Annotated in this window: 22 protein-coding genes; 18 read left to right on the forward strand and 4 right to left on the reverse strand. The window is 34.6% G+C overall.

Annotated features, from left to right (window positions below):
* Positions 1-2: 2 nt before the first annotated feature.
* Together OQK60_RS01660 and OQK60_RS01665 are read right to left on the reverse strand one after the other, a co-directional pair.
* Positions 3-482 carry a hypothetical protein gene (locus tag OQK60_RS01660; RefSeq protein ID WP_297683423.1) on the reverse strand — a complete coding sequence of 160 codons (480 nt, stop codon included), beginning with the start codon at positions 480-482 and terminating at the stop codon, positions 3-5.
* 49 nt (positions 483-531) lie between these two features.
* Positions 532-2,163 (reverse strand): AMP-binding protein, encoded by a 1,632-nt coding sequence (locus OQK60_RS01665; RefSeq protein WP_297683424.1) that lies wholly within the window; start codon positions 2,161-2,163, stop codon positions 532-534.
* 87 nt (positions 2,164-2,250) lie between these two features.
* Here OQK60_RS01665 and OQK60_RS01670 point away from each other — a divergent pair, with 87 nt between their 5' ends.
* From OQK60_RS01670 to OQK60_RS01715, 10 genes are all read left to right on the forward strand, one after another.
* Positions 2,251-4,026, forward strand: coding sequence for a YgiQ family radical SAM protein (locus OQK60_RS01670; RefSeq protein ID WP_297683426.1), 1,776 nt, complete (start codon positions 2,251-2,253; stop codon positions 4,024-4,026).
* Positions 4,027-4,139: 113 nt separating this feature from the next.
* Entirely contained in the window at positions 4,140-4,388 is a 249-nt protein-coding gene (locus OQK60_RS01675; RefSeq protein WP_297683428.1) for an RNA-binding S4 domain-containing protein, read from the forward strand.
* Positions 4,385-5,371 carry an anthranilate phosphoribosyltransferase gene (gene trpD / locus OQK60_RS01680; RefSeq protein ID WP_297683430.1) on the forward strand — a complete coding sequence of 329 codons (987 nt, stop codon included), beginning with the start codon at positions 4,385-4,387 and terminating at the stop codon, positions 5,369-5,371. The genes OQK60_RS01675 and trpD overlap by 4 nt, the downstream gene beginning before the upstream one ends.
* Positions 5,368-5,787: a tRNA (adenosine(37)-N6)-threonylcarbamoyltransferase complex ATPase subunit type 1 TsaE gene (gene tsaE, locus OQK60_RS01685; protein WP_297683432.1), complete on the forward strand. Its 420-nt coding sequence runs from the start codon at positions 5,368-5,370 to the stop codon at positions 5,785-5,787. The genes trpD and tsaE overlap by 4 nt, the downstream gene beginning before the upstream one ends.
* A complete protein-coding gene (gene lptB / locus OQK60_RS01690) occupies positions 5,774-6,496 on the forward strand; it encodes an LPS export ABC transporter ATP-binding protein (RefSeq protein ID WP_297683434.1) in 723 nt (240 codons plus the stop codon). Before tsaE ends, lptB begins: the two co-directional genes overlap by 14 nt.
* A 15-nt stretch (positions 6,497-6,511) precedes the next feature.
* On the forward strand, positions 6,512-7,780 hold the full coding sequence (locus OQK60_RS01695) for an RNA polymerase factor sigma-54 (protein WP_297683436.1): 1,269 nt from the start codon (positions 6,512-6,514) through the stop codon (positions 7,778-7,780).
* On the forward strand, positions 7,749-8,516 hold the full coding sequence (locus OQK60_RS01700; protein ID WP_297683513.1) for a TIGR02757 family protein: 768 nt from the start codon (positions 7,749-7,751) through the stop codon (positions 8,514-8,516). The genes OQK60_RS01695 and OQK60_RS01700 overlap by 32 nt, the downstream gene beginning before the upstream one ends.
* A gap of 48 nt (positions 8,517-8,564) precedes the next feature.
* Positions 8,565-8,990, forward strand: coding sequence for a CoA-binding protein (locus tag OQK60_RS01705; protein ID WP_297683439.1), 426 nt, complete (start codon positions 8,565-8,567; stop codon positions 8,988-8,990).
* Between the two features lie 9 nt (positions 8,991-8,999).
* Positions 9,000-10,202 (forward strand): threonine ammonia-lyase, encoded by a 1,203-nt coding sequence (ilvA, locus tag OQK60_RS01710; protein ID WP_297683441.1) that lies wholly within the window; start codon positions 9,000-9,002, stop codon positions 10,200-10,202.
* Positions 10,203-10,371: 169 nt separating this feature from the next.
* Complete coding sequence (locus OQK60_RS01715) at positions 10,372-10,506, forward strand: hypothetical protein (RefSeq protein WP_297683443.1); 135 nt, start codon at positions 10,372-10,374, stop codon at positions 10,504-10,506.
* 189 nt (positions 10,507-10,695) lie between these two features.
* Here the strand turns inward: OQK60_RS01715 and OQK60_RS01720 are convergent, their stop codons facing one another.
* On the reverse strand, positions 10,696-11,958 hold the full coding sequence (locus OQK60_RS01720) for a hypothetical protein (RefSeq protein WP_297683445.1): 1,263 nt from the start codon (positions 11,956-11,958) through the stop codon (positions 10,696-10,698).
* A gap of 227 nt (positions 11,959-12,185) precedes the next feature.
* On the opposite strand from OQK60_RS01720, the gene OQK60_RS01725 reads away from it, so the two are divergent.
* The 8 genes from OQK60_RS01725 (at position 12,186) to OQK60_RS01760 (ending at position 18,850) form a co-directional block, all read left to right on the forward strand.
* On the forward strand, positions 12,186-12,554 hold the full coding sequence (locus tag OQK60_RS01725) for a hypothetical protein (RefSeq protein ID WP_297683447.1): 369 nt from the start codon (positions 12,186-12,188) through the stop codon (positions 12,552-12,554).
* Positions 12,551-13,222, forward strand: coding sequence for a response regulator transcription factor (locus tag OQK60_RS01730; protein ID WP_297683449.1), 672 nt, complete (start codon positions 12,551-12,553; stop codon positions 13,220-13,222). Before OQK60_RS01725 ends, OQK60_RS01730 begins: the two co-directional genes overlap by 4 nt.
* Positions 13,223-13,225: 3 nt before the next feature.
* Positions 13,226-14,443: an ArsS family sensor histidine kinase gene (locus OQK60_RS01735; RefSeq protein ID WP_297683451.1), complete on the forward strand. Its 1,218-nt coding sequence runs from the start codon at positions 13,226-13,228 to the stop codon at positions 14,441-14,443.
* 102 nt (positions 14,444-14,545) lie between these two features.
* Positions 14,546-16,240 carry an acetolactate synthase large subunit gene (locus tag OQK60_RS01740; protein WP_297683453.1) on the forward strand — a complete coding sequence of 565 codons (1,695 nt, stop codon included), beginning with the start codon at positions 14,546-14,548 and terminating at the stop codon, positions 16,238-16,240.
* Positions 16,237-16,713 (forward strand): acetolactate synthase small subunit, encoded by a 477-nt coding sequence (gene ilvN / locus OQK60_RS01745; protein WP_297683515.1) that lies wholly within the window; start codon positions 16,237-16,239, stop codon positions 16,711-16,713. Before OQK60_RS01740 ends, ilvN begins: the two co-directional genes overlap by 4 nt.
* Before the next feature lie 3 nt (positions 16,714-16,716).
* Positions 16,717-17,667: a UDP-3-O-(3-hydroxymyristoyl)glucosamine N-acyltransferase gene (lpxD, locus tag OQK60_RS01750; protein WP_297683455.1), complete on the forward strand. Its 951-nt coding sequence runs from the start codon at positions 16,717-16,719 to the stop codon at positions 17,665-17,667.
* Positions 17,668-17,676: 9 nt separating this feature from the next.
* Complete coding sequence (gene lpxD / locus OQK60_RS01755) at positions 17,677-18,627, forward strand: UDP-3-O-(3-hydroxymyristoyl)glucosamine N-acyltransferase (protein ID WP_297683457.1); 951 nt, start codon at positions 17,677-17,679, stop codon at positions 18,625-18,627.
* Positions 18,628-18,646: 19 nt separating this feature from the next.
* Positions 18,647-18,850 (forward strand): hypothetical protein, encoded by a 204-nt coding sequence (locus tag OQK60_RS01760; protein WP_297683459.1) that lies wholly within the window; start codon positions 18,647-18,649, stop codon positions 18,848-18,850.
* Between the two features lie 7 nt (positions 18,851-18,857).
* On the opposite strand, the gene OQK60_RS01765 is transcribed toward OQK60_RS01760, so the two are convergent.
* Complete coding sequence (locus OQK60_RS01765; RefSeq protein WP_297683461.1) at positions 18,858-20,030, reverse strand: pyridoxal phosphate-dependent aminotransferase; 1,173 nt, start codon at positions 20,028-20,030, stop codon at positions 18,858-18,860.
* Positions 20,031-20,074: the final 44 nt, after the last annotated feature.

Below are 20,074 nucleotides of genomic sequence, written 5' to 3' on the forward strand. Positions count from 1 at the left end.
TACTATTTATTGGAGTAATGTGTAGCATCTACTATATCTCCAATGATTGACCTATGATATTCATATGGTTTTTTAATATTACTTATTATATATCTGCCGCCGCTTGTAGTTATAACTTCTAGAGTCCCTACATCTAAAATTTTATTTAAATATTTATTTATTGGTTTAATATAGATAGTTCTTATCTCTTGGAGATTAATCGGAAAAATCTCCTTTTTTTTATACCCTTTCAAAATAATTAGACGATTTTGTGTAAGCAGACAGTTGTATGATTCTTTTTCTTTAATTTCTTGTAGATGAACATAAAATGTTCGAATAATCAATACGATTCCAATTACGCCTATCTCATATTCGTAACCGATAAAAAGAAGTAATGCGCCAAGAGCGTAAAGCGATACTATGCCGTTGTAAAAGGTTTTTGATATTTCAGCTTTTGCCAAAATAGACTCATTTTCATGAAGTATCTTTTCAATATTACTCATAACTCTCCTTGTTTATCGGATAATATATTGACTAAAAATAATTTCTCTTTTATTTATTTGCATAAAGATATCTTTTTATCTTTTTTGTCGGAGTTTTAATGAAAGGTTCTTTTTGTTCTATAAATTTAGTTATTTTAGAAAATGATGAGAGTTGCGAATTGACATCTTGTCTCATTTTTTCTAAAAAATCATCTATATTTTTTACTTTGTTTATATCGAAAGTCTCATAATCTAAACAAATCATAGCAACCAGTTTATTATTTTTTTGCATAACCAATGAGTCTAAAACAGCAGCATTTTTATTTATTATTGATTCAATCTGTTCGGGATAAATATTTTCTCCGCTAGAACCGAGTATAAGATTTTTGCTTCTACCATTTATAAAAAGAAAACCGTCTTTATCTATATAGCCTAAATCTCCGGTTAAAAACCATCCATCTTCCATAACCTCATCTGTTTTTTCTTGATCTTTATAATATCCAATCATAATACTTGGTGATTTTACGCATATTTCACCTTCACCGGTTTTTGGGTCTTTATTTCTGATTTTTAATTCAACGCCTGCCATAGCAGTTCCGGTAGATTTAAATCTTGGCTTTTGTCCAAGAGTAGCAGCAGCAATAAGGGGAGATGTTTCTGTTGTCCCATATCCAACTACATATGGAAATTTTGCTTCAATTAAAAACTCTTCCACATAAGGAGATAGGGGAGCCCCACCAATAGCAAAAAATCTCATTCTGCCGCCAAAAGATTCAATTATTTTTTTACCGGCAAATTGATTAATCAATTTTCTTAAAAATGAAATTTTATATAGATTTTTTCTTATAATACAATTGTTTATATTTTCTAAAACTCTTTTTTTATAAATCTTTTCTATGATAATTGGAACAGTAAGTATCATGGTCGGCTTTACAGTTTTAAATGCTTCTAATAAGACAGAGGGTGTCGGTAATTTATCTAAATAGTTGATGCTAGAACCATGAAGTATTGGTATTATTAAGCCAACTGTACACTCAAATGTATGCGCTAAAGGCAGTATTGATAAAAAGACATCAGATGGAAGAACTTTTACTTTAGAGTATGACGATAAGGCATTTGTCACAAGATTTTTATGAGTGAGCATAACACCTTTAGAATTTTCGGTGGTTCCTGATGTATATATAATTGCAGCCATATCATCTTCATCTGGTTTGCTTAGTTTTGTCTGCTTGTCTTTTTCTTGATTTATGTAACTATTGTCACTTAAGTGTTCAATTATTTCAAGTTTATTTAAATTGATTACCAGTTTTATATCTGTATCTTTGCAAGATTCAATAACTGATAAATTTTTATCTGACACAAAAGCCGCTTTAGCTTCTGAATGTTTTATAATTGAGTTAATGTCTGATGGATGAAATTCTGTCAAAATAGGAACTATAATGGCACCGAAATATGTAGCGCCAAAATATGCAGCTCCCCAGTTTGGCATATTTTCACTAAGAAGGACTACTTTATCACCCTTTGAAATTCCATTGGCTCTAAGCAACTCTATGCTTAGCTGTACTTTTTGCATAAACTCACCATAGCTCATTGCTGTTTGTCCAACTATAGCACTCAAAGGCTCATTTTTGTATAGTTTGATAGAGCGATCAAGCAGAGAAGGAAGTGTAAAGTTTTCTAAATCTTTATATGGGTATTGCAAACATAATCTCTTATTTTAATTTCATTTAGTATCATTATACATATTAAATATAAAATATTATATATAGGAATATTAAAAGGCTAGATTTTGAGCAGAAGAAGTAAACAAAAGCAACCAAAAAGAGATACTGTCACATTTACAGCTAAAGATTTTCTTCCTACTACAAAAGAGGAGATGGACGCAAAAGGTTGGGATCAGTGTGATGTTATTTTAGTAAGCGGAGATGCATATATAGATTCACCGTTTATCGGGGTATCTATGGTAGGTCGTATGCTTGAGAGAATGGGCTACAGAGTAGGTATGATAGGACAGCCTGACATTAGTAGTGACATTGATATAAAAAGGCTTGGAGAGCCTCGTCTTTACTGGGGCGTTAGCGGGGGAAGCGTTGATTCTATGGTTTCAAACTATACAGCGACTAAAAAATTCCGCAATACCGATGATTATACTCCAGGTGGAAAAAACGACAAAAGACCAGACCGCGCTTTAAGTGTTTACTGTAATCTTATTAGAAGATATTTTAAAAATACCGTTCCTTTAGTTCTTGGCGGAATAGAAGCAAGCTTGAGAAGAGTGACTCACTATGATTATTGGCAAAATAGATTAAAGAAGCCTGTAATATTTGATGCTAAAGCAGATATCCTTATCTACGGCATGGGTGAGATAGCGCTTGAACAGGTAACTCGTGCATTAGACGAGAAGAGAGACTATCGGGATATACGCGGTGTCTGTTATATCTCTAAAGAACCAAATTATGAGTTCATACAGCTTCCATCACATCAAGAGTGCGTAGATGATAAAGAGAAGTATATAGACCTCTTTGATGACTTTTATGACAATAACGACCCCATAAGCGCAAACGGACTTTGTCAGCCAGTTGATGATCGTTATCTTATTCAAAATCCTCCATGTGACTATCTTGATGAGAAAGAGATGGATGCAAACTCTAATCTTCCTTTTACAAGAGAATTGCACCCATACTATGCAAAAATGGGTAAAGTTAAATGTTTGGAGACTATAAAGTTTTCTATTATGACTCATCATGGCTGTTGGGGTGAGTGTAATTTCTGTGCTATTGGTGTTCATCAAGGTAGAACTATACGAACTCGCACTGAGGGTAATATACTAGAAGAAGCAAAAGAGTTTAATAAATATAAAGACTACAAAGGAATTATCTCTGATGTAGGCGGACCGACTGCTAACATGTATGGATATGAGTGCGATAAAAAACTCAAAAAGGGAACATGCGATGATATACGCTGTGTAGATGCAGAGCGCTTATGTAAAGTTATGCATGTTGATCATGGTAGAAATTTAAACTTGCTTAGAAAAGTTAGAGAGGTGGAGGGTGTTAGAAAAGCGTTTATAGCTTCCGGTGTTAGATATGACCTTATTACTGCAGATAAAAAACATGGTTATTCATACTTAAAAGAGATGGTTCAACACCATATTTCAGGACAACTAAAAGTAGCACCGGAACATACGCAGCAACATGTTTTAGAGTTAATGGGAAAACCTGGCAAAGAGACACTTGTTGACTTTAAGAAGATGTATGACAAACTAAACAAAGAAGAGGGTAAAAACCAGTTTTTAACATACTATCTTATAGCTGCACACCCTGGCTGCGAAGAGAAAGATATGCATGAGCTAAAACGCTTTACGACTGATGAATTGCAGATGAATCCCGAACAGGCACAGGTCTTTACTCCAACACCTGGAACTTACTCTGCAGTTATGTACTACACAGAACTAGATCCAAAAACCCGCAAAAAAATATTTGTTGAAAAAGATACAAAAAGAAAAGAGAAACAAAAGAAAATAGTCGTAGAAAAGGATTGTTTTAAAAGTGGCTTTGCTTCATAAAAAAGTAGCACTTTTGCATTAAGGCATTTTATAATGCAAATAATGTTCCAACTCTTACATTCTTTTCAGTTTTAATACTCTACAATATACAAAAATATAATATATGAGTACTAATGAGAATAGATAAATATTTAAACGCGGTAAATATAACAAAAAGACGATCAGTAGCACAAGATATGATAAGTAATAATGTCGTTTTAATAAATGATGTAGTTGCAAAAGCCAGCAAAAATGTTGAGGTTGGAAGTATAATAACCATTAACTATTTAAATGAAGTAAAAAAATACGAAGTTATACAAATACCCACTACAAAATCTACCCCAAAATCCATGCAAGACCAGTATATCAAGGAAATAGTATGACTTATAATGAAGCAAAAAAACAGTTTACTTCACTATTTAATCATGAAATGAATGATGAGACGATGAGAGAGTTTTTACTGAGTATGCAATTAGATGAACATACTTCAGTAGAATCGATTGCCGCCGCAGCTGATGTAATGCGCAGCAATGCGATTAGACTTCCGATTTCTGAAGAACTTAGACTAAAAGCTCTTGATGTTGTCGGCACAGGAGGAGATAAGATAGGAAGCTTTAATATATCCTCCACTGTTGCAATATTAGTTGCTTCATGCGGCAGTATCGTTGCAAAGCACGGAAGTCGTTCTGTAACTTCTAAATCTGGAAGTGCTGACATGTTTGAAGAACTAGGTGTTAGACTAGATTTGAGCATACAAAACAGTGCCAGACTTCTAGAGGAGTCTGGTTTTACATTTATGTTTGCACAAAATCATCATCCAGCAATGAAGTTTATAATGCCTGTTAGAAAAACTATACCAGGCAAAACTATATTTAATATTTTGGGACCACTTACAAATCCGGCAGGAGTACAAAAATCTCTTCTTGGTGTTTTTGATAAGGCCTTTGTTCCCAAGATGGCTGAAGCTCTTAAAATAAATGGTTCTACCTCGACCATAGTTGTAAGCTCAAAAGAGTGTATGGATGAGATAAGCATAAGCGATATTACTTATGCTTCACAGCTTCGCGAGGGTATAGTTCATGAGTTTGAAATCGATCCTCAGGAATATGGCATAAAAAAAGCTCCTCTCAAGGCCATAATCGGTGGAAACGCAAAAGAGAATGCAAAAATTTTATATAATATTTTTGATTGTACCTCTACGGATGCCCAAAGAGATGTAGTTCTCATAAATACAGCTTGTGCATTGATAGTAGATGGCATGGCTCGTGATATTCAAGATGGACTTGAAATAGCAAGAGAAGCCATAAAAACTTCAAAAGCCAAAGAGAAACTTAAAAAAATAGTTGAGATATCAAATAAATTATGAAAATTTATAAACTTCGTTTGAATGAACTTTCTACTTTAGCTAAGGATATAAGCGAAAATTTTGCTAGTGGAGTTATTGTTTTAAAAGGAGATTTAGCAGCAGGAAAAACGACTTTTGTCAAAGAGATTGTAAAATACTTAGGTATCGATGATGAAGTCACTTCGCCAACATTCTCTTTGCAGCAGTGTTATGGTGACAGAGTGTTTCATTATGACATGTATAACCATGGTCTAGATCATTTTGTATCTTTAGGTATGCTAGAGGAGTTGGACAAAGATGGGCTGCATTTTGTAGAGTGGGGCAATGATGAGTTAGTAGAAATATTGAACTCAGCAGGTATAAAAACATTAATAATAAATATAGAAAAAAATTCAGATGATATTAGACAATATGAGGTAGATTATGCATACGCTTAAGGCAGTTGATTTAAAGAAAAAGATAAAAGATTTAGAAATAGTAAAAGGTATGAGCCTTGAAGTTAACAGCGGAGAAGTTGTAGGACTTCTCGGTCCAAACGGAGCCGGTAAAACAACTACATTTTATATGATTTGCGGGCTTGTTGAATCTAGCGGGGGAGAGGTTTATTTTGACGATGATAATCTTTCAGGCATGCCCCTGCACAAAAGAGCTCGCAAAGGTATCGGTTATCTTCCCCAAGAAGCTTCTATATTTAAAGATTTAAGCGTAGAGGACAACCTGCTTGTAGCAGCGCAAGTCAGCATAAAAAGTAAGCAAGAGCAAGAGGAAAGAATTTTAGAGCTTTTAGATATGTTTAATATTGAGCCGATTCGCTACCGTAAGGGTGTAAGTCTTAGCGGTGGTGAGCGTCGTCGTGTGGAGATTGCCAGAGCTTTGGTAAATAAACCAAGATTTTTACTTTTAGATGAGCCATTTGCCGGGGTTGACCCAATAGCTGTCATGGATATACAAACAGTTATCAAGCAGCTTGTATCTTACGGTATTGGCGTACTTATTACAGATCATAATGTTCGTGAAACTTTAGATGTATGTGATAGAGCCTATGTAATCAAGTCCGGTGAACTTTTAGCCAGTGGCACCAGTGCTGAAATAGGTCAAAATGCCGATGTTCGTAAACACTATCTTGGCGAGGAATTTAAGCTTTAATAGGCTTTATTGAATATGGCAGCATTAAGGCAGACGCACAGCGTAGAGAATAAGCACAAACTGTCAAATACATTGCGTAATTGGCTGCCTATTTTACACTCTAGTCTGAGCGACTTAGGCGAGGCTATGACTCCTTTTGTCGAAGCCAACCCTGTTATTGAAGTTAAATCCGGTTATGAAGAAAATTTTGAGAAAAAAATTCCAAAAAAAATCATAAGCGGCTCTGTCAGTAACTCAAGAACTGAAAAAATAGAAGCCTTAACAGTTCAAAAAAAGTCTCTTTATGATGTTTTGGACGAGCAGTTGGAAGCTCCGCTTTTTCCAACACCTATTTCACAGTCAATAGCCTCTTTTGTAGTAGCAAACCTTGATGAAAATGGCTACTATGAAGGCGATAGTGAAGCATTTTGTGAAAATAATAATATTGACATGTCAGAGTTTGAAAAAATTCGTTTGAGATTCGCACATGTAGAACCTGTTGGAATAGCTGCTAAAAATATATCAGAATCATTTATGTTTCAACTAGACAGTTCAGATATAAGCGATGAAGCTTATGGCTTATGTACTAAAGTGATAGAAAATATTGAAGATATACATAGCTATTCTGATGAAGAGCATTTTAGTGAAGTTATGCGTGTGCTTGGTACATTTAAGAACCCTCCTGCCATTGAATATCAGGAAGAATCAGCGCAGATAGTGCCGGATTTGATGATATTTTTCAATGAAAATGAGTCTATCGAGGTAAAGCTAAATGATGCCTATTATCCAACTATCAATATTGATACAAGCTATGGCGTTGAGCATGAATTTATAACCCAAAAACTAAAAGAAGCAAAAAGCTTGGTTGATGCTCTTGATATGAGAAAAGCCACCTTGTATAAAGTCGGATTGATGATAGTTGAATACCAGTATGAATTCTTTACGGGCGGTCAGATTATGCCTCTTACTCTGAAAACTTTGGCGGATGAGTTTGGACATAATCCATCGACCATCTCAAGAGCAATAGCTAACAAATATATTGCATGCGACAGAGGTGTGTTTGCTATGAAAGAGTTTTTTACAACCGCAATAGATGAAGATGTTTCAAATGCTGCTATAAAAGAGTTCTTAATAGGTTTAGTAAAGCAAGAGAGCCATTTAAAGCCTTTGAGCGACATGAAACTGCTTGATTTGATTCAAGATAAATTCAAGGTAAAAATGGTTAGGCGTACTATTGCAAAATACAGAAAACAGCTTAATATTGCAGGCTCAAGTGAGAGGAAAAAACTCTATCACTTACATTAAAAAAAGACTCGATGAAGAAGTCAAAAAACGAAACAATTCAGATGAAGTATCACAAGAGAAACTTGACCCGATTTTAGTAGCGCATCGTTATAAAGATCCTACTGTTTCACTTATCTGCGCTCTTTTTGCCTATGGAAATGTAAAGCAGATAGTTAAATTTTTAGATTCACTTGATTTTTCACTGCTGCAAAAGAGTGATGAAGAGATAAAAGAGGCTCTTAAAAATCACTACTATAGATTTCAAAAGAGTGAAGATGTTATAGCTCTTTTTATTGCGCTAAAAAGGCTGAATGAAAAGAGTAGTTTAGAAGCAGTGTTTAAGGGTGGATACAAAAATACAAATAGCGTTATTGATGGGATTAATGAAGTTATTAAAGCCTTACATGTAGAGTACCCTCATGCCACTCAAGGATATAATTTTTTAATATCAAAAATAACTACAAAAACAAAAGGAGCAGGTGCTCTAAAGCGCTGGATGATGTTTCTTAGGTGGATGGTTAGAGATGATAATATTGATATGGGGTTATGGAGTGGTATTGATAAATGTGATTTGATTATTCCACTGGATACACATACATTTAATGTGTCAAAAAAGCTAGGACTTTTAAGCAGAAAAACATATGATTTACAAGCTGCTGTCGAACTAACTGAGACTTTAAAAACTTTTGATGAGAGTGACCCGTTGAAATATGATTTTGCACTTTACCGCATCGGACAAGAGAAAATAGATATATAACCACTCTTTTTTTGATATAATCCTTTAAAATATTATTAAAGGTTTTTTATGGAATGTGAATTTCCGTCAGTTAATTCAAATAAACAAGAAATCCAAGAGATTTTTAACAGTGTGAAAACAATCGCTGTTTTAGGGCTTTCACCGGATGAAACAAAACCAAGTCACAGAGTTGCAAAGTACCTTCAAGAGCAGGGATTTAAGATAATACCTGTGTATCCTAAAGAGGATGAAATTTTAGGTGAAAAAGTATATCGTTCACTATTAGAGATACCTGTTGCTGTCGATATGGTTGATATATTTAGAAAGCCTAATGCCCTTGATGCAGTCGCTGATGCATGTATTGAGCGTGGTGATGTTAAAGTTTTTTGGGCGCAAAAAGATATTGTAAACAATAAAGCTGCAACAAAAGCTAGAAATGCTGGTATGAGAGTTGTTCAAAACATGTGCAGTATGGTTGAACACTCACATCTTTAAGGAAGATAATTGTTAGATTTAAAAAAGATATATGAGGCAAAAGAGCGCATAAAAGATGTTGTAGTTAATACACCTTTTTCTTATGCGCCATTTTTAAGTGAAAATTCTGGATGTGAAGTCTATTTAAAAAAAGAGAATCTTCAAGTTACAGGTGCTTTTAAAATCAGAGGTGCTTACAATAAGATAGCGTCTTTGAGTGATGAGCAAAGGGCTTGCGGTGTTGTAGCTGCTAGTGCCGGAAATCATGCACAGGGAGTCGCTCTTTCGGCTTCAAAGTTCAATATAAAAGCAGTGATTGTTATGCCAGAATCAACACCTCTTACAAAAATAAATGGTGTTAAACATTATGGTGCAGAGGTTATTCTTGCCGGTTTGAACTATGATGAAGCTTATGCTTATGCTCTAGAATATGGAAAGAAAAACTCCTTGACTTTTGTGCATCCATTTGAAGACGAAGAAGTTATAGCCGGGCAGGGTACTTTAGCTTTAGACATTATAGATAATTGTAAAGATTTAGATGCGGTAATCATTCCTGTTGGCGGCGGCGGTCTTATTTCGGGTATGGCATGTGCCCTTAAGGGTTTAAATCCAAAGATTGAAGTAATCGGCGTGAGTGCTTCTGGTGCACCGGCACTTAAAAACTCTTTTGAGCTAGGTCGCGCGGTAGATACTATTAGCGTAAGAACTATTGCTGATGGCATCGCTGTTCGTGATACATCTGAGATTACGCTAAAACATATGCTAGAGAGTGTAGATAGGTTTATTTGTGTTGATGACGCAGAGATAGCTAGTGCAATTTTGTTTTTATTGGAAAAGCAAAAACTTGTAGTTGAAGGTGCAGGTGCTGTTGGAGTAGCTGCATTATTGCATAATAAGCTAGAGCATTTAAAAGGCAAAAAAGTAGCAGTTGTCTTAAGTGGTGGGAACATGGATGTTACTCTGCTGTCTGTGATTATTGAAAAAGGTCTTTTAAAGTCCGGTCGAAAAATGAAACTGACGGTAACGCTTGTTGATAAACCAGGCTCTTTGATGCGTTTTACCGAGATACTTCAAGAACTAAATGCCAACATTGTTCATATAGCATATGACAGAACCTCTATCTCGCTTGATTACGGTGATGCAAATGTAACAGTACATGTAGAAACTAAAGGTGAAGAACACCAAAAAGAGATACACACAGTACTTAAAAAAGAGAACTATATAAGAGATTAAAATAAATATACATGTATATTTATGTAACATGTCTTATTAAATGTAAAGAAAATTTTACATTTAAATATAATATTTATTTATATAAGAGTGAATTCTGTTATAATTTTCTCACACTATTTCTTTATTGTAGGGGTAAAGGACTTTGTAGTTTAAAGTTTAAAGGACTCAAATGAGAAAAATTATCACAGCAATGCTTATAACATTAAGTTTAGCAGCAAGCGCTAGCGCAGCAGACACTCACGATGCTGATAAAGCAACGATATTAGGATGTGACTCTGATTGTGCAACAGGTATCTTGTACTAGAAGATACTTGTCATTTCAAGCTATATCAATAGGGTGACCCAGAACTCGTAGGGAGAGATTCTAGGCCACACTATTGATATAAATATACTTAACATTTCAGTTAAATATATTTATATCAATACTATACCCGCATAAAATCTTGTAACCTAAGCCCTCAGAAGAGCTTAAGTCATACCAATTACATCAATTTTAAAATTTCACTGATGCAATTAAACGGATAGCATCTTGTTTAAAATCAGGATCTGTTCTCATATCTACATCTCTATGAATATATATCCCTTTTAAATCAACAAGCTTAGCAATCTTAGTTACAACAATAATATCAAGTTCTGTTCCATCTTTCATAGAGTGAGCATCTGATTGCGTATTTTGTAACAAACATGTAAGTTTCACATCGTCAAATTTGTAGTTAGCACCAAGTTTCCAAGCTTTAGTATCGCGAAAACCGACTACAGCACCATCTTGAAATACTGCTTGTGTATATACTTTTGATTTATCACCTGTCGCGGCATTTGCAATAGTTGCTGTACCTGAATTACCCTCATCTGTTACAGAATAAGAAACATCAAGTGTAAGCTTATCAACTGTATATCCAATTTTTGCAGCAGTTATCATTGCATTGTCTGCTCCTGCAGTTGCTACATCAATTCCAGAGTTTTGGATACCAAAAAACAAGCCTGACATCTTGTACTCAGCATCTGCCCAGTAAGCTGTAAAATTTGAGTTTACATCATAGTACCATAGGTTAACTGCTAAATCGTCAATCGGTTTTATCATAGCACCAAAAGCGTAAGCAGCTTTTTTACCATCTGTCACAGTGTTAGTAGCAGAGTCGTATGTACTTCCAAAACCAAAAGACTCACCATTGTGCATAGTTGTACTTGGAAAGCCCGTATCAGTACCGTTTCCTGCACTAGCTCCACCGTTATGCTGGTTTATATATGCAGCTACTAAAGTAGTATTTGGAAGATCACTGTTAATTAAAACAGCTGCATCAAAGGTATTAAACGATGTATTCCAGCGTTCTGTAAAAAGCAAAGGAGTATTCAAAGCTTGACGACCTAAAATAACTGAAGTATTATCAATTCTGTAATCAAGATATGCTTCTGTAACCCACACTTGTGTTCTATAATAGTTTCCATTTTCATATCCTGCACCTGCAGATGAGATATCCTTGATAAAACTTTTTTCTAATCCAAGAGTATCAAGAGCAATAAGACCCACTTTACCTTTTAATCCATCCATAATATCTGCTTTTGCACTAAGCTCAAATGCAGCTTGTCCTACAGCAGCTTTTTGCTGAAACATATCAACACCGGAAGGACTCGTGTCTTTCACCCCAGTCTGGTACCACAGTTTTGCCTCACCATTTACCGTAACATTTTCAATTGCGTATGCTGATGTTGCTAACATTGAAGCTAGTAATACAGCAGTAATTTTAGATGATTTCATCTTATCTCCCTACATATTTGAATTTATAGATATTAAAAGTATGCGCTAACATTGTCAAGATTGTATTTACTATTTCTTTACAATTTCTTTACAATGTCTTTAAATAGTATCTCATAATATTAATATGTCACTATAATATATAAAAACATTAGCTCCATATCAGCTTGAACAAGGTTTATTAAATGTTAAAGATATTAGAATATATAAATTTATAAAGGATATAGAATATGAAATTTGCAATTATACTACTGTTTGTTTCTACTCTTTTTGGGGGACATGAAGTTCATCACATAAACAAAGATCTCTCGCACTTGAATTTATCAGAAAAACAAAATGCAAAAATAAAAAAGGTTTTGCAGGAGTTTAGAAAAGATTTAAAAAAATTTAAAGATGACAAAGAAAATATTCAAGAGAGAAAAAAAGAACTTTTTACTAAAGATGTTTTGAACTTAGAACAATTAAGCAAATTAAACTATGAGCTATATAAAAAAACAAATGAACTAGAAAATAGGCTATTAAAAGATATACATGTTATTTTAAATAAAACGCAGAGATTTGAGTTTGTACATTATTTTGATGAATGGAAAGTAAAATGACGCACAATATATTACTGATTGAAGACGACTTGGATATGCAGACTCTTATAAGTGATTATCTACACAACTATGACTTTAAAGTTGTAGCATATGATAAACCAATAGATGCGCTTGAGAACCTTAAGAATAACTCTAGTTTATACTCCTTGGTTGTGCTTGATTTAATGCTGCCTCAGATGGATGGTTTTGATGTATGCAAAAAAATTAAAGAGATGTTAGATATTCCAATAATAATTTCTTCTGCCCGGAACGAGATAAGTGATAAAATATTGGGATTTGAGTTAGGAGCAGATGATTATTTGGCTAAACCATATGAGCCTAGAGAGCTAGTTTTACGAATAAACTCTATTTTAAAAAGAGCAACCAACAGTTCTAAAACAATAGGCGATTTTGAAATCAATGAAAACAAACACGAGATAAAAATAGATGGTCTACTGCTTGACTTAACCAAAATAGAATACGATATATTGGATCTTTTTTTAAAAAACATATCAAAACCGCTATCAAGAGAATCAATATCTAACGCTGTTACCGGCGTAGCATATAATTCAAAAGACAGAACCATAGATATGCACATAAGCAATTTAAGACAAAAGCTGGGTGATGACCCAAAAAATTCTCATTACATTAAGTCTGTTTGGGGAATCGGATATAAATTTATAGGATGAGACATGTCAATATTTAATAAAATCATAATTCTTTTTGTAATTAGTTTTGCATCGATGATATTTGTTGCAAACGAGACAAAAAAACTTACAATAGATACAATTGAAACAGCATTAATTGAAAAATATATTCATGTTTCAGATGATTTGTTTGTATATTTTTCAGATAATGATATAAAAAAATTAGAAAAAAAAATTACGGCATTACATCTTAAAATAATTGAAGATGAAAAGCATTACATTGAAAAATCGGATGTTGTATATGAATACAGCAATAAACTATCAAGTATTAAAATCTTAAAGCATGAAGATGACAGATATATACTATATATGAAATACTTGGACGATGAAATTTTTCTTATAGATAAACAACAGTCTATAAATTTTGAAGAGAGAGAGTTTTTAAAATATATGGTCATAATCAATATATTTATAGTAATAGCTCTGTTTATAATACTTTTAAAGATGACATACCCGCTAAAAGATATAAGTAAAACTATAAAAAAGTTTGGTAATGGGCAATACTGCGCAAGAATAAAAACTAAGTGCAAGGCAGAAATAGGTGAGGTTGCCAATACATTCAACTCTATGGCAGAAAATATTGAGGGCTTAATAGTATCTAGACAAAGACTTCTTCGCGATATTGGACATGAGCTTAAAACACCGATAGCCAAGTCAAAAATAGCTATAGAGATGATAGAAGACAGTAAATATAAAAAAATACTAAATAAAGCTCTTTCTCAGATAGATGATATGACAAGCGAACTCTTGTATATAGAGAAACTAAATGCGCAACAAAGCAAATTAAATATAGGAACTTTTAACACAGAAACTCTTATTAGCGAATCACTTTCAAAACTATTTATTGAAGATGAGACAAAAGTTGAAGTAATTATTGAATCAAACTTTAGTATAAAAGCAGATATAAACTACTTATCAATTGCGCTGAAAAATCTTATAGATAACGCACTCAAATATGGTACACAGCTACCTATATATATAGTTGCCAAAGCTAAGAGCATATCTGTTAAAAGTAAAGGTAAAGAGCTTGAAAAGCCTTTAGAATTTTTCTGTGAAGCATTTACTCAGGGTGACAACTCTAGAAATCAGTCCGGTTACGGTTTAGGACTTAGTCTAGTTAAAAGAATAATAATCAAACATAATTTTGAACTTTCATATGAATATGAAAATGGATTTAATGTATTTATAATTACTACTCGTTAATTGTATTGCAAAAACCAATATTAAAATTTATGTCCCATATTTAACCTGAAATATAGAGTAGAAAGGTATAATTAGCAAAATTTTTATTAGAGGAGACCTTTCATGCAAATAAATGGCGCACAAATGGTCATTGAAGCTTTAATCGCAGAGGGTGTTGACACAGTTTTTGGTTACCCTGGCGGAGCTATCATGAATGTCTATGATGAGATATATAAGCAAGATGACTTTCAACATATATTGACAAGGCATGAACAAGCTGCTGTACACGCTGCTGAGGGTTACTCAAAAGCAAGTGGTAAAGTTGGTGTTGCTATGATTACAAGTGGTCCAGGTTTTACTAATGCAGTTACAGGATTGGCTGACGCGTATATGGACTCTATTCCATTGGTTGTTATTAGTGGTCAGGTACCTATGAGCCTTATCGGTACAGATGCATTTCAAGAAATAGATGCTGTTGGTATCAGTCGCTCATGTACCAAACATAATTATCTTGTAACTGATGCTAAAGACCTGCCTCGCGTACTTAAAGAAGCATTTTATATCGCTTCAAGCGGTCGTCCCGGTCCAGTACATATAGATATACCCAAAGATGTAACGGCTCAGATTGCTGAGTTTGACTACTCAATTGAACTTGAGTTAGAGACTTATAAACCTCACACAAAAGGAAACCCTCGTCAAATAAAAAAAGCGATGGAAGCTATAGCTAAAGCTAAAAGACCGCTGTTTTACCTTGGTGGCGGTATCATTAACGCAAATGCTGCTTACGAAGTAAGAGACTTGGTTCACAGAACCGGTATTCCTGCTGTTGAGACTTTTATGGCCAGAGGCACATTAAGTCATGATGATGAGTTGCTTATCTCTATGCTTGGTATGCATGGCTCTTATGCAGCAAATATGGCAATGAGTGAGACGGATTTAGTTATCGGTCTTGGTGCAAGGTTTGATGACCGTGTAACAGGTAAGATTTCAGAGTTTGCAAAAAATGCTGCTGTAATACATGTAGATATTGACCCTGCATCTATTTCTAAGCTTATAAATGCCGATTATCCTATAGTTGGCGATGTTAAAAATGTTGTTAATGAGATGCTAGGTCTTTGCGAGCAGGTTAAATCTGAGAAATACGCATCTTGGAGAGAGACTGTAAAACATTTTGATGAACTTCATCCGCTTACATACCACGAAGATACAGATAGACTTAAGCCCCAATGGGTTATTGAGAGAGTTGGTGAGCTTCTTGGTGATGATGCAAATATCTCTACAGATGTTGGACAGCATCAAATGTGGACAGCGCAGTTTTATCCATTTAGCAGACCTCGTCAATTTATAAGTTCTGGCGGACTTGGCACAATGGGATTTGGTTTTCCTGCTGCTATGGGTGTTAAAGCAGCATCTCCAGAGAAGATTAGCATAAACTTTACCGGTGATGGCTCTATCCTTATGAATTGTCAGGAGTTAATGACAGCAGTTGAGAAGAAATTACCTGTTATTAATATCATTTTGAACAATAACTATCTTGGAATGGTAAGACAATGGCAAACACTTTTTTATGATAAAAGACATAGTGAAACTGACTTGAGTGTTCAGCCTGATTTTGTAAAATTATCAGAAGCTTTTGGTGGAATTGGATACAGGGTTACAACAAAAGAAGAGTTTGATGCAGCTTTAAAAGATGCAGTTGAAAAAAATATCGTTGCATTTATTGATGTAGTAGTTGAGAGATTAGAAAATGTTATGCCAATGGTTCCATCAGGCGGAAGCTTATTTAATATGATGCTATTAGAGAAGAAGGAGAAATAATGGAAGCAAGTGAAAGAAGAGTTATTTCCGTTATTGTAGTAAATGAAGCGAGCGTTTTATCTCGTATTACCGATCTTTTCTCCGGTCGCGGGTATAATATTACATCACTGACTGTTGCACCTATTCCAGAGAGTAAATACTCTAGACTTACTATTGTTACATCAGGTTCTGTGAGAATTATAGAGCAGATAACAAAGCAGCTACATAAACTTATTCCGGTTCTTAAAGTTTATGAGCATGCAGATTTGGTTGAAAAGGAAATGGCATTAATCAAGTTTCCTGTATCAGAGAATATTGCAGATATAAATACTTTATGCGAGGCTTATAATGGCAAGATAGTTAATGTCGGTGACAATGTTATTATAGCTATGGTTGCAGACGAGCCTAAGCGAGTTGAAAACTTTTTAAAGATTATAACCAGATACAATCCAAAAGAGATAGTTAGAAGTGGTGCTGTAGCACTAGAGAGATAAGCTATGCTCTTTAGTGAGATAGCAAAATATTTAAACAGTGAACTAGTTGGTGATGATTTAGAAATTGACTCAATGAATGAGTTAGAATTAGCTTCATCATCACAACTTACATTTGCAGTACATAAAAAATACGCTTCGCAACTATCTTATTCAAAATCAAAAGCCTTTTTAATTGTTGAATCTTTAATAGAATCACTCCCTCAACATACATCATATATAGTCTGTGATGATGTGTCTTTATCAATGGCATATGCTACAAAACTTTTTGCACCAAAATTAATTGAACCGCAACTTCAGTCTGCTGTAATCGGTAAAGATTCTTATGTAGATGATATGGCTAAAGTGGAAAATGGTGCAGTTATAGGCTCCAATGTAACTATCTTAGCAGGTGCATATATTGGAACTAAAGCAGTAGTAAAAGATAATACCATTATATATCCAAATGTAACGATATACAGAGATTGTATCATAGGTAGTGGCTGTATTATTCATTCTGGAACTGTAATTGGTGCCGATGGATTTGGTTTTTCTCATACAAAAGAGGGTGTACATGTTAAAATCTATCAAACCGGAAATACTATTATAGAAGATGATGTGGAAATTGGTGCTAACTGCGCAATAGACAGGGCCGTTTTCAACTCTACAGTAGTGAGAAAAGGTACAAAACTGGACAATTTTATTCATATTGCACATAACTGTGACATAGGAGAGCATTGTATATTTGTGGCGCAAACCGGAGTAGGCGGGTCCACTAAGCTTGGACGCAATTGTGTTGTAAGTGGACAGAGCGCATTTACGGATCACTTAGATATCGCTCCTTTTTCTACTTTTACAGCCAGAAGCGGTGTTACTAAAAGTATAAAAGAGAGTGGAGGAGTTTACAGCGGTTATCCTCTTATGGAGCACAGAGAGTGGAGGCGACTTCAAACAAAAATAGCTAATTTAAATAAATAGGAGTTAATTATGAATTTAAAAGAGATAGCTAAAATAATAAATAGTAATTTCAACGGAGAGGGCTTTGAAGTTACAAAAATGAATACTTTGAAAGATGCAACAAAAACAGAAATATCGTTTGTTGCAAACTCAAAATATATTAAAGAAATACAAGATTCAAACGCCGGTGCTATAATTGTTGACAAACATACAAAAGAGTATGTGCCGGATGACTGTCTAGCATTGGTTGTGGATTCTCCATACTGGCAGATGGCAACACTTTCAAAATATTTTGCTCCTCCAATTGAAGATGAAACTCTGCCTGTGGCTGAGATAGGTGAGGGTAGTAAAATCTCTGCAAAAGCAGAGATTGCCAATGGTGCTAAAATCGGTAAAAACAGTACTATCATGGCTCATGTATACATAGGGGCAGAGGCTGTTATTGGCGATAATACAATTATATACCCCAATGTAACCGTTTATAGAGATTGTAAGATTGGCAGTGACTGCATTATTCATGCAAATACAACTATTGGAAGTGATGGTTTTGGTTTTGCTACAAATAAACTTGGGCAACATAGAAAAATTTATCAAAACGGTAATGTTGTAATAGAAGATGATGTAGAGATAGGAAGTTCAACAACAATAGATAGAGCGGTATTTGGTTCAACGCTTATCAAAACCGGTGTTCGCATAGACAATCTTGTTCAGGTTGGACATAATTGTGTAATTGGAGAGTATTCTGTTTTAGTTGCACAAGCCGGAATATCCGGCTCTACCACTATGGGAAGAAATGTAGTTATGGGTGGACAAAGTGCAACAGCAGGCCATTTAAGTATTGCTCCATTTACAACAATGGCTGCAAGAAGCGGGGTAACAAAAAGCATTAAAGACAGCGGCTTAACTTTTGCAGGGTTTCCATTGATGGAACACAAGATATGGCTTAAACTTCAGGCTAAAATTGCTAGACTACTAAAGTAAATAATAAAAGGAAAATGTAATGTCAACAACAATTGCTTTAAGTGGAACAAAACATGGTGTTATTTCGGTAACAAAAATTGATAAGCCATATGGTGAAAAGAGCTCACCAGTTGCTAGTATTGGTATATCTTTAGCTGGAAATGCTGATGAACCGGAATGGAAAGTTCATATTCCTCTAGATAACTTAGGTGAAGTTATCCAAGCGCTTCAGAAGTTAAAATAATTTTTAATTATTTTAACTTCATTTCCTTAACGAAATCTTCAATTCTTTTAATGCCTACACGAATACTCTCTATGTCAGTAGCAAAACTAAATCTAAAGTAACCTTCGCTTCCAAAACCGACACCTGGAACCACAGCAACACCTTTGTTAGCAAGTAACTCTTTACAAAATTCCATAGAGTCGTTACTGAGCTCTTTGATGTTAACAAATAGATAAAATGCACCATGAGGATTAAAAACGCTTAGTCCATCGATTGCATTGAGAAGCTTAACTGCTTCATCTCGACGCTCTTTAAACGCTTTTCTCATCATCTCTATCTCTTTATCAGCGCTTCCATCAAGACCGGGAATAGCAGCTTTTTGAGTAATAGAGTTGATGTTTGAAGTACTTTGGCTTTGAAGTTTTTTTGTAGCTTGTATAAGTTCAGTATTGTGAGCTGCCATATAACCAAATCTCCAGCCAGTCATAGCCACTGATTTGCTTAAACCGTTAATTGTCACAGTTCTTTTATACATGTCATCACTTACAGCAGCAGCAGAAGTGAACTCACCATCGTAGATAAGTTTTTCATACATCTCATCACTTGCAACTATAACATCTGTGCCCTCTAAAACTTTTCCAATAGCGATCAGTTCCTCTTTTGAGTAAACAGCACCTGTAGGATTTGAAGGAGTAGTTAAAACCAGCATTTTAGTCTTTGGCGTAAGAGCTTCTTTTAATTGTTGGGGAGTAATTTTAAACTCACTGTAGTCGTGTGTTTCTATCTCAACTACTGTTCCGCCGCAATAAAGAACTAACTCTGGATATGTAACCCAGTAAGGAGCAGGGATGATTACTTCATCACCCTTTTGTATAGTCGCTGAAAATAGATTAAATAGAGAGTGTTTAGCACCATTGTTTGTTATTATTTGATTGGGAGCATAAGTTAGCCCGTTATCTCTTTTGAGCTTATCTGCTATAGCTTTTTTAAGAGTAGCAATGCCATCAACTGCAGTATATTTTGTAAAACCTTCATTAATAGCAGCTATTGCTGCATCTTTAATAACTTGCGGTGTATCAAAATCAGGCTCACCTGCAGAGAAGCTGATTATATCCTTGCCCTGAGCTTTTAACTCTTGAGCAAGTGTTGAAATTGCAATTGTAATTGATTCAGATAGTGTGTTAATGCGATTTGTTAGCATTGCAAACCCTTTAGGTGAAAATAGTGGGCATATTATACTAAAAG

Origin of the sequence: Sulfurimonas sp. (genome assembly GCF_026196735.1) — a bacterium.
Classification (GTDB): Bacteria; Campylobacterota; Campylobacteria; order Campylobacterales; family Sulfurimonadaceae; genus Sulfurimonas.

Excerpts from the sequence above, each read along its gene's own strand:
- OQK60_RS01760 (WP_297683459.1), top strand. The coding sequence starts at position 18,647 with ATGTCAACAACAATTGCTTTAAGTGGAACAAAACATGGTGTTATTTCG.
- OQK60_RS01765 (WP_297683461.1), bottom strand. The coding sequence starts at position 20,030 with ATGCTAACAAATCGCATTAACACACTATCTGAATCAATTACAATTGCA.
- OQK60_RS01735 (WP_297683451.1), top strand. The coding sequence starts at position 13,226 with ATGTCAATATTTAATAAAATCATAATTCTTTTTGTAATTAGTTTTGCA.
- OQK60_RS01725 (WP_297683447.1), top strand. The coding sequence starts at position 12,186 with ATGAAATTTGCAATTATACTACTGTTTGTTTCTACTCTTTTTGGGGGA.
- OQK60_RS01730 (WP_297683449.1), top strand. The coding sequence starts at position 12,551 with ATGACGCACAATATATTACTGATTGAAGACGACTTGGATATGCAGACT.
- OQK60_RS01705 (WP_297683439.1), top strand. The coding sequence starts at position 8,565 with ATGGAATGTGAATTTCCGTCAGTTAATTCAAATAAACAAGAAATCCAA.
- lpxD (WP_297683457.1), top strand. The coding sequence starts at position 17,677 with ATGAATTTAAAAGAGATAGCTAAAATAATAAATAGTAATTTCAACGGA.
- OQK60_RS01715 (WP_297683443.1), top strand. The coding sequence starts at position 10,372 with ATGAGAAAAATTATCACAGCAATGCTTATAACATTAAGTTTAGCAGCA.
- trpD (WP_297683430.1), top strand. The coding sequence starts at position 4,385 with ATGACTTATAATGAAGCAAAAAAACAGTTTACTTCACTATTTAATCAT.
- OQK60_RS01740 (WP_297683453.1), top strand. The coding sequence starts at position 14,546 with ATGCAAATAAATGGCGCACAAATGGTCATTGAAGCTTTAATCGCAGAG.
- OQK60_RS01720 (WP_297683445.1), bottom strand. The coding sequence starts at position 11,958 with ATGAAATCATCTAAAATTACTGCTGTATTACTAGCTTCAATGTTAGCA.
- OQK60_RS01660 (WP_297683423.1), bottom strand. The coding sequence starts at position 482 with ATGAGTAATATTGAAAAGATACTTCATGAAAATGAGTCTATTTTGGCA.
- lptB (WP_297683434.1), top strand. The coding sequence starts at position 5,774 with ATGCATACGCTTAAGGCAGTTGATTTAAAGAAAAAGATAAAAGATTTA.
- OQK60_RS01695 (WP_297683436.1), top strand. The coding sequence starts at position 6,512 with ATGGCAGCATTAAGGCAGACGCACAGCGTAGAGAATAAGCACAAACTG.
- lpxD (WP_297683455.1), top strand. The coding sequence starts at position 16,717 with ATGCTCTTTAGTGAGATAGCAAAATATTTAAACAGTGAACTAGTTGGT.
- tsaE (WP_297683432.1), top strand. The coding sequence starts at position 5,368 with ATGAAAATTTATAAACTTCGTTTGAATGAACTTTCTACTTTAGCTAAG.
- OQK60_RS01675 (WP_297683428.1), top strand. The coding sequence starts at position 4,140 with ATGAGAATAGATAAATATTTAAACGCGGTAAATATAACAAAAAGACGA.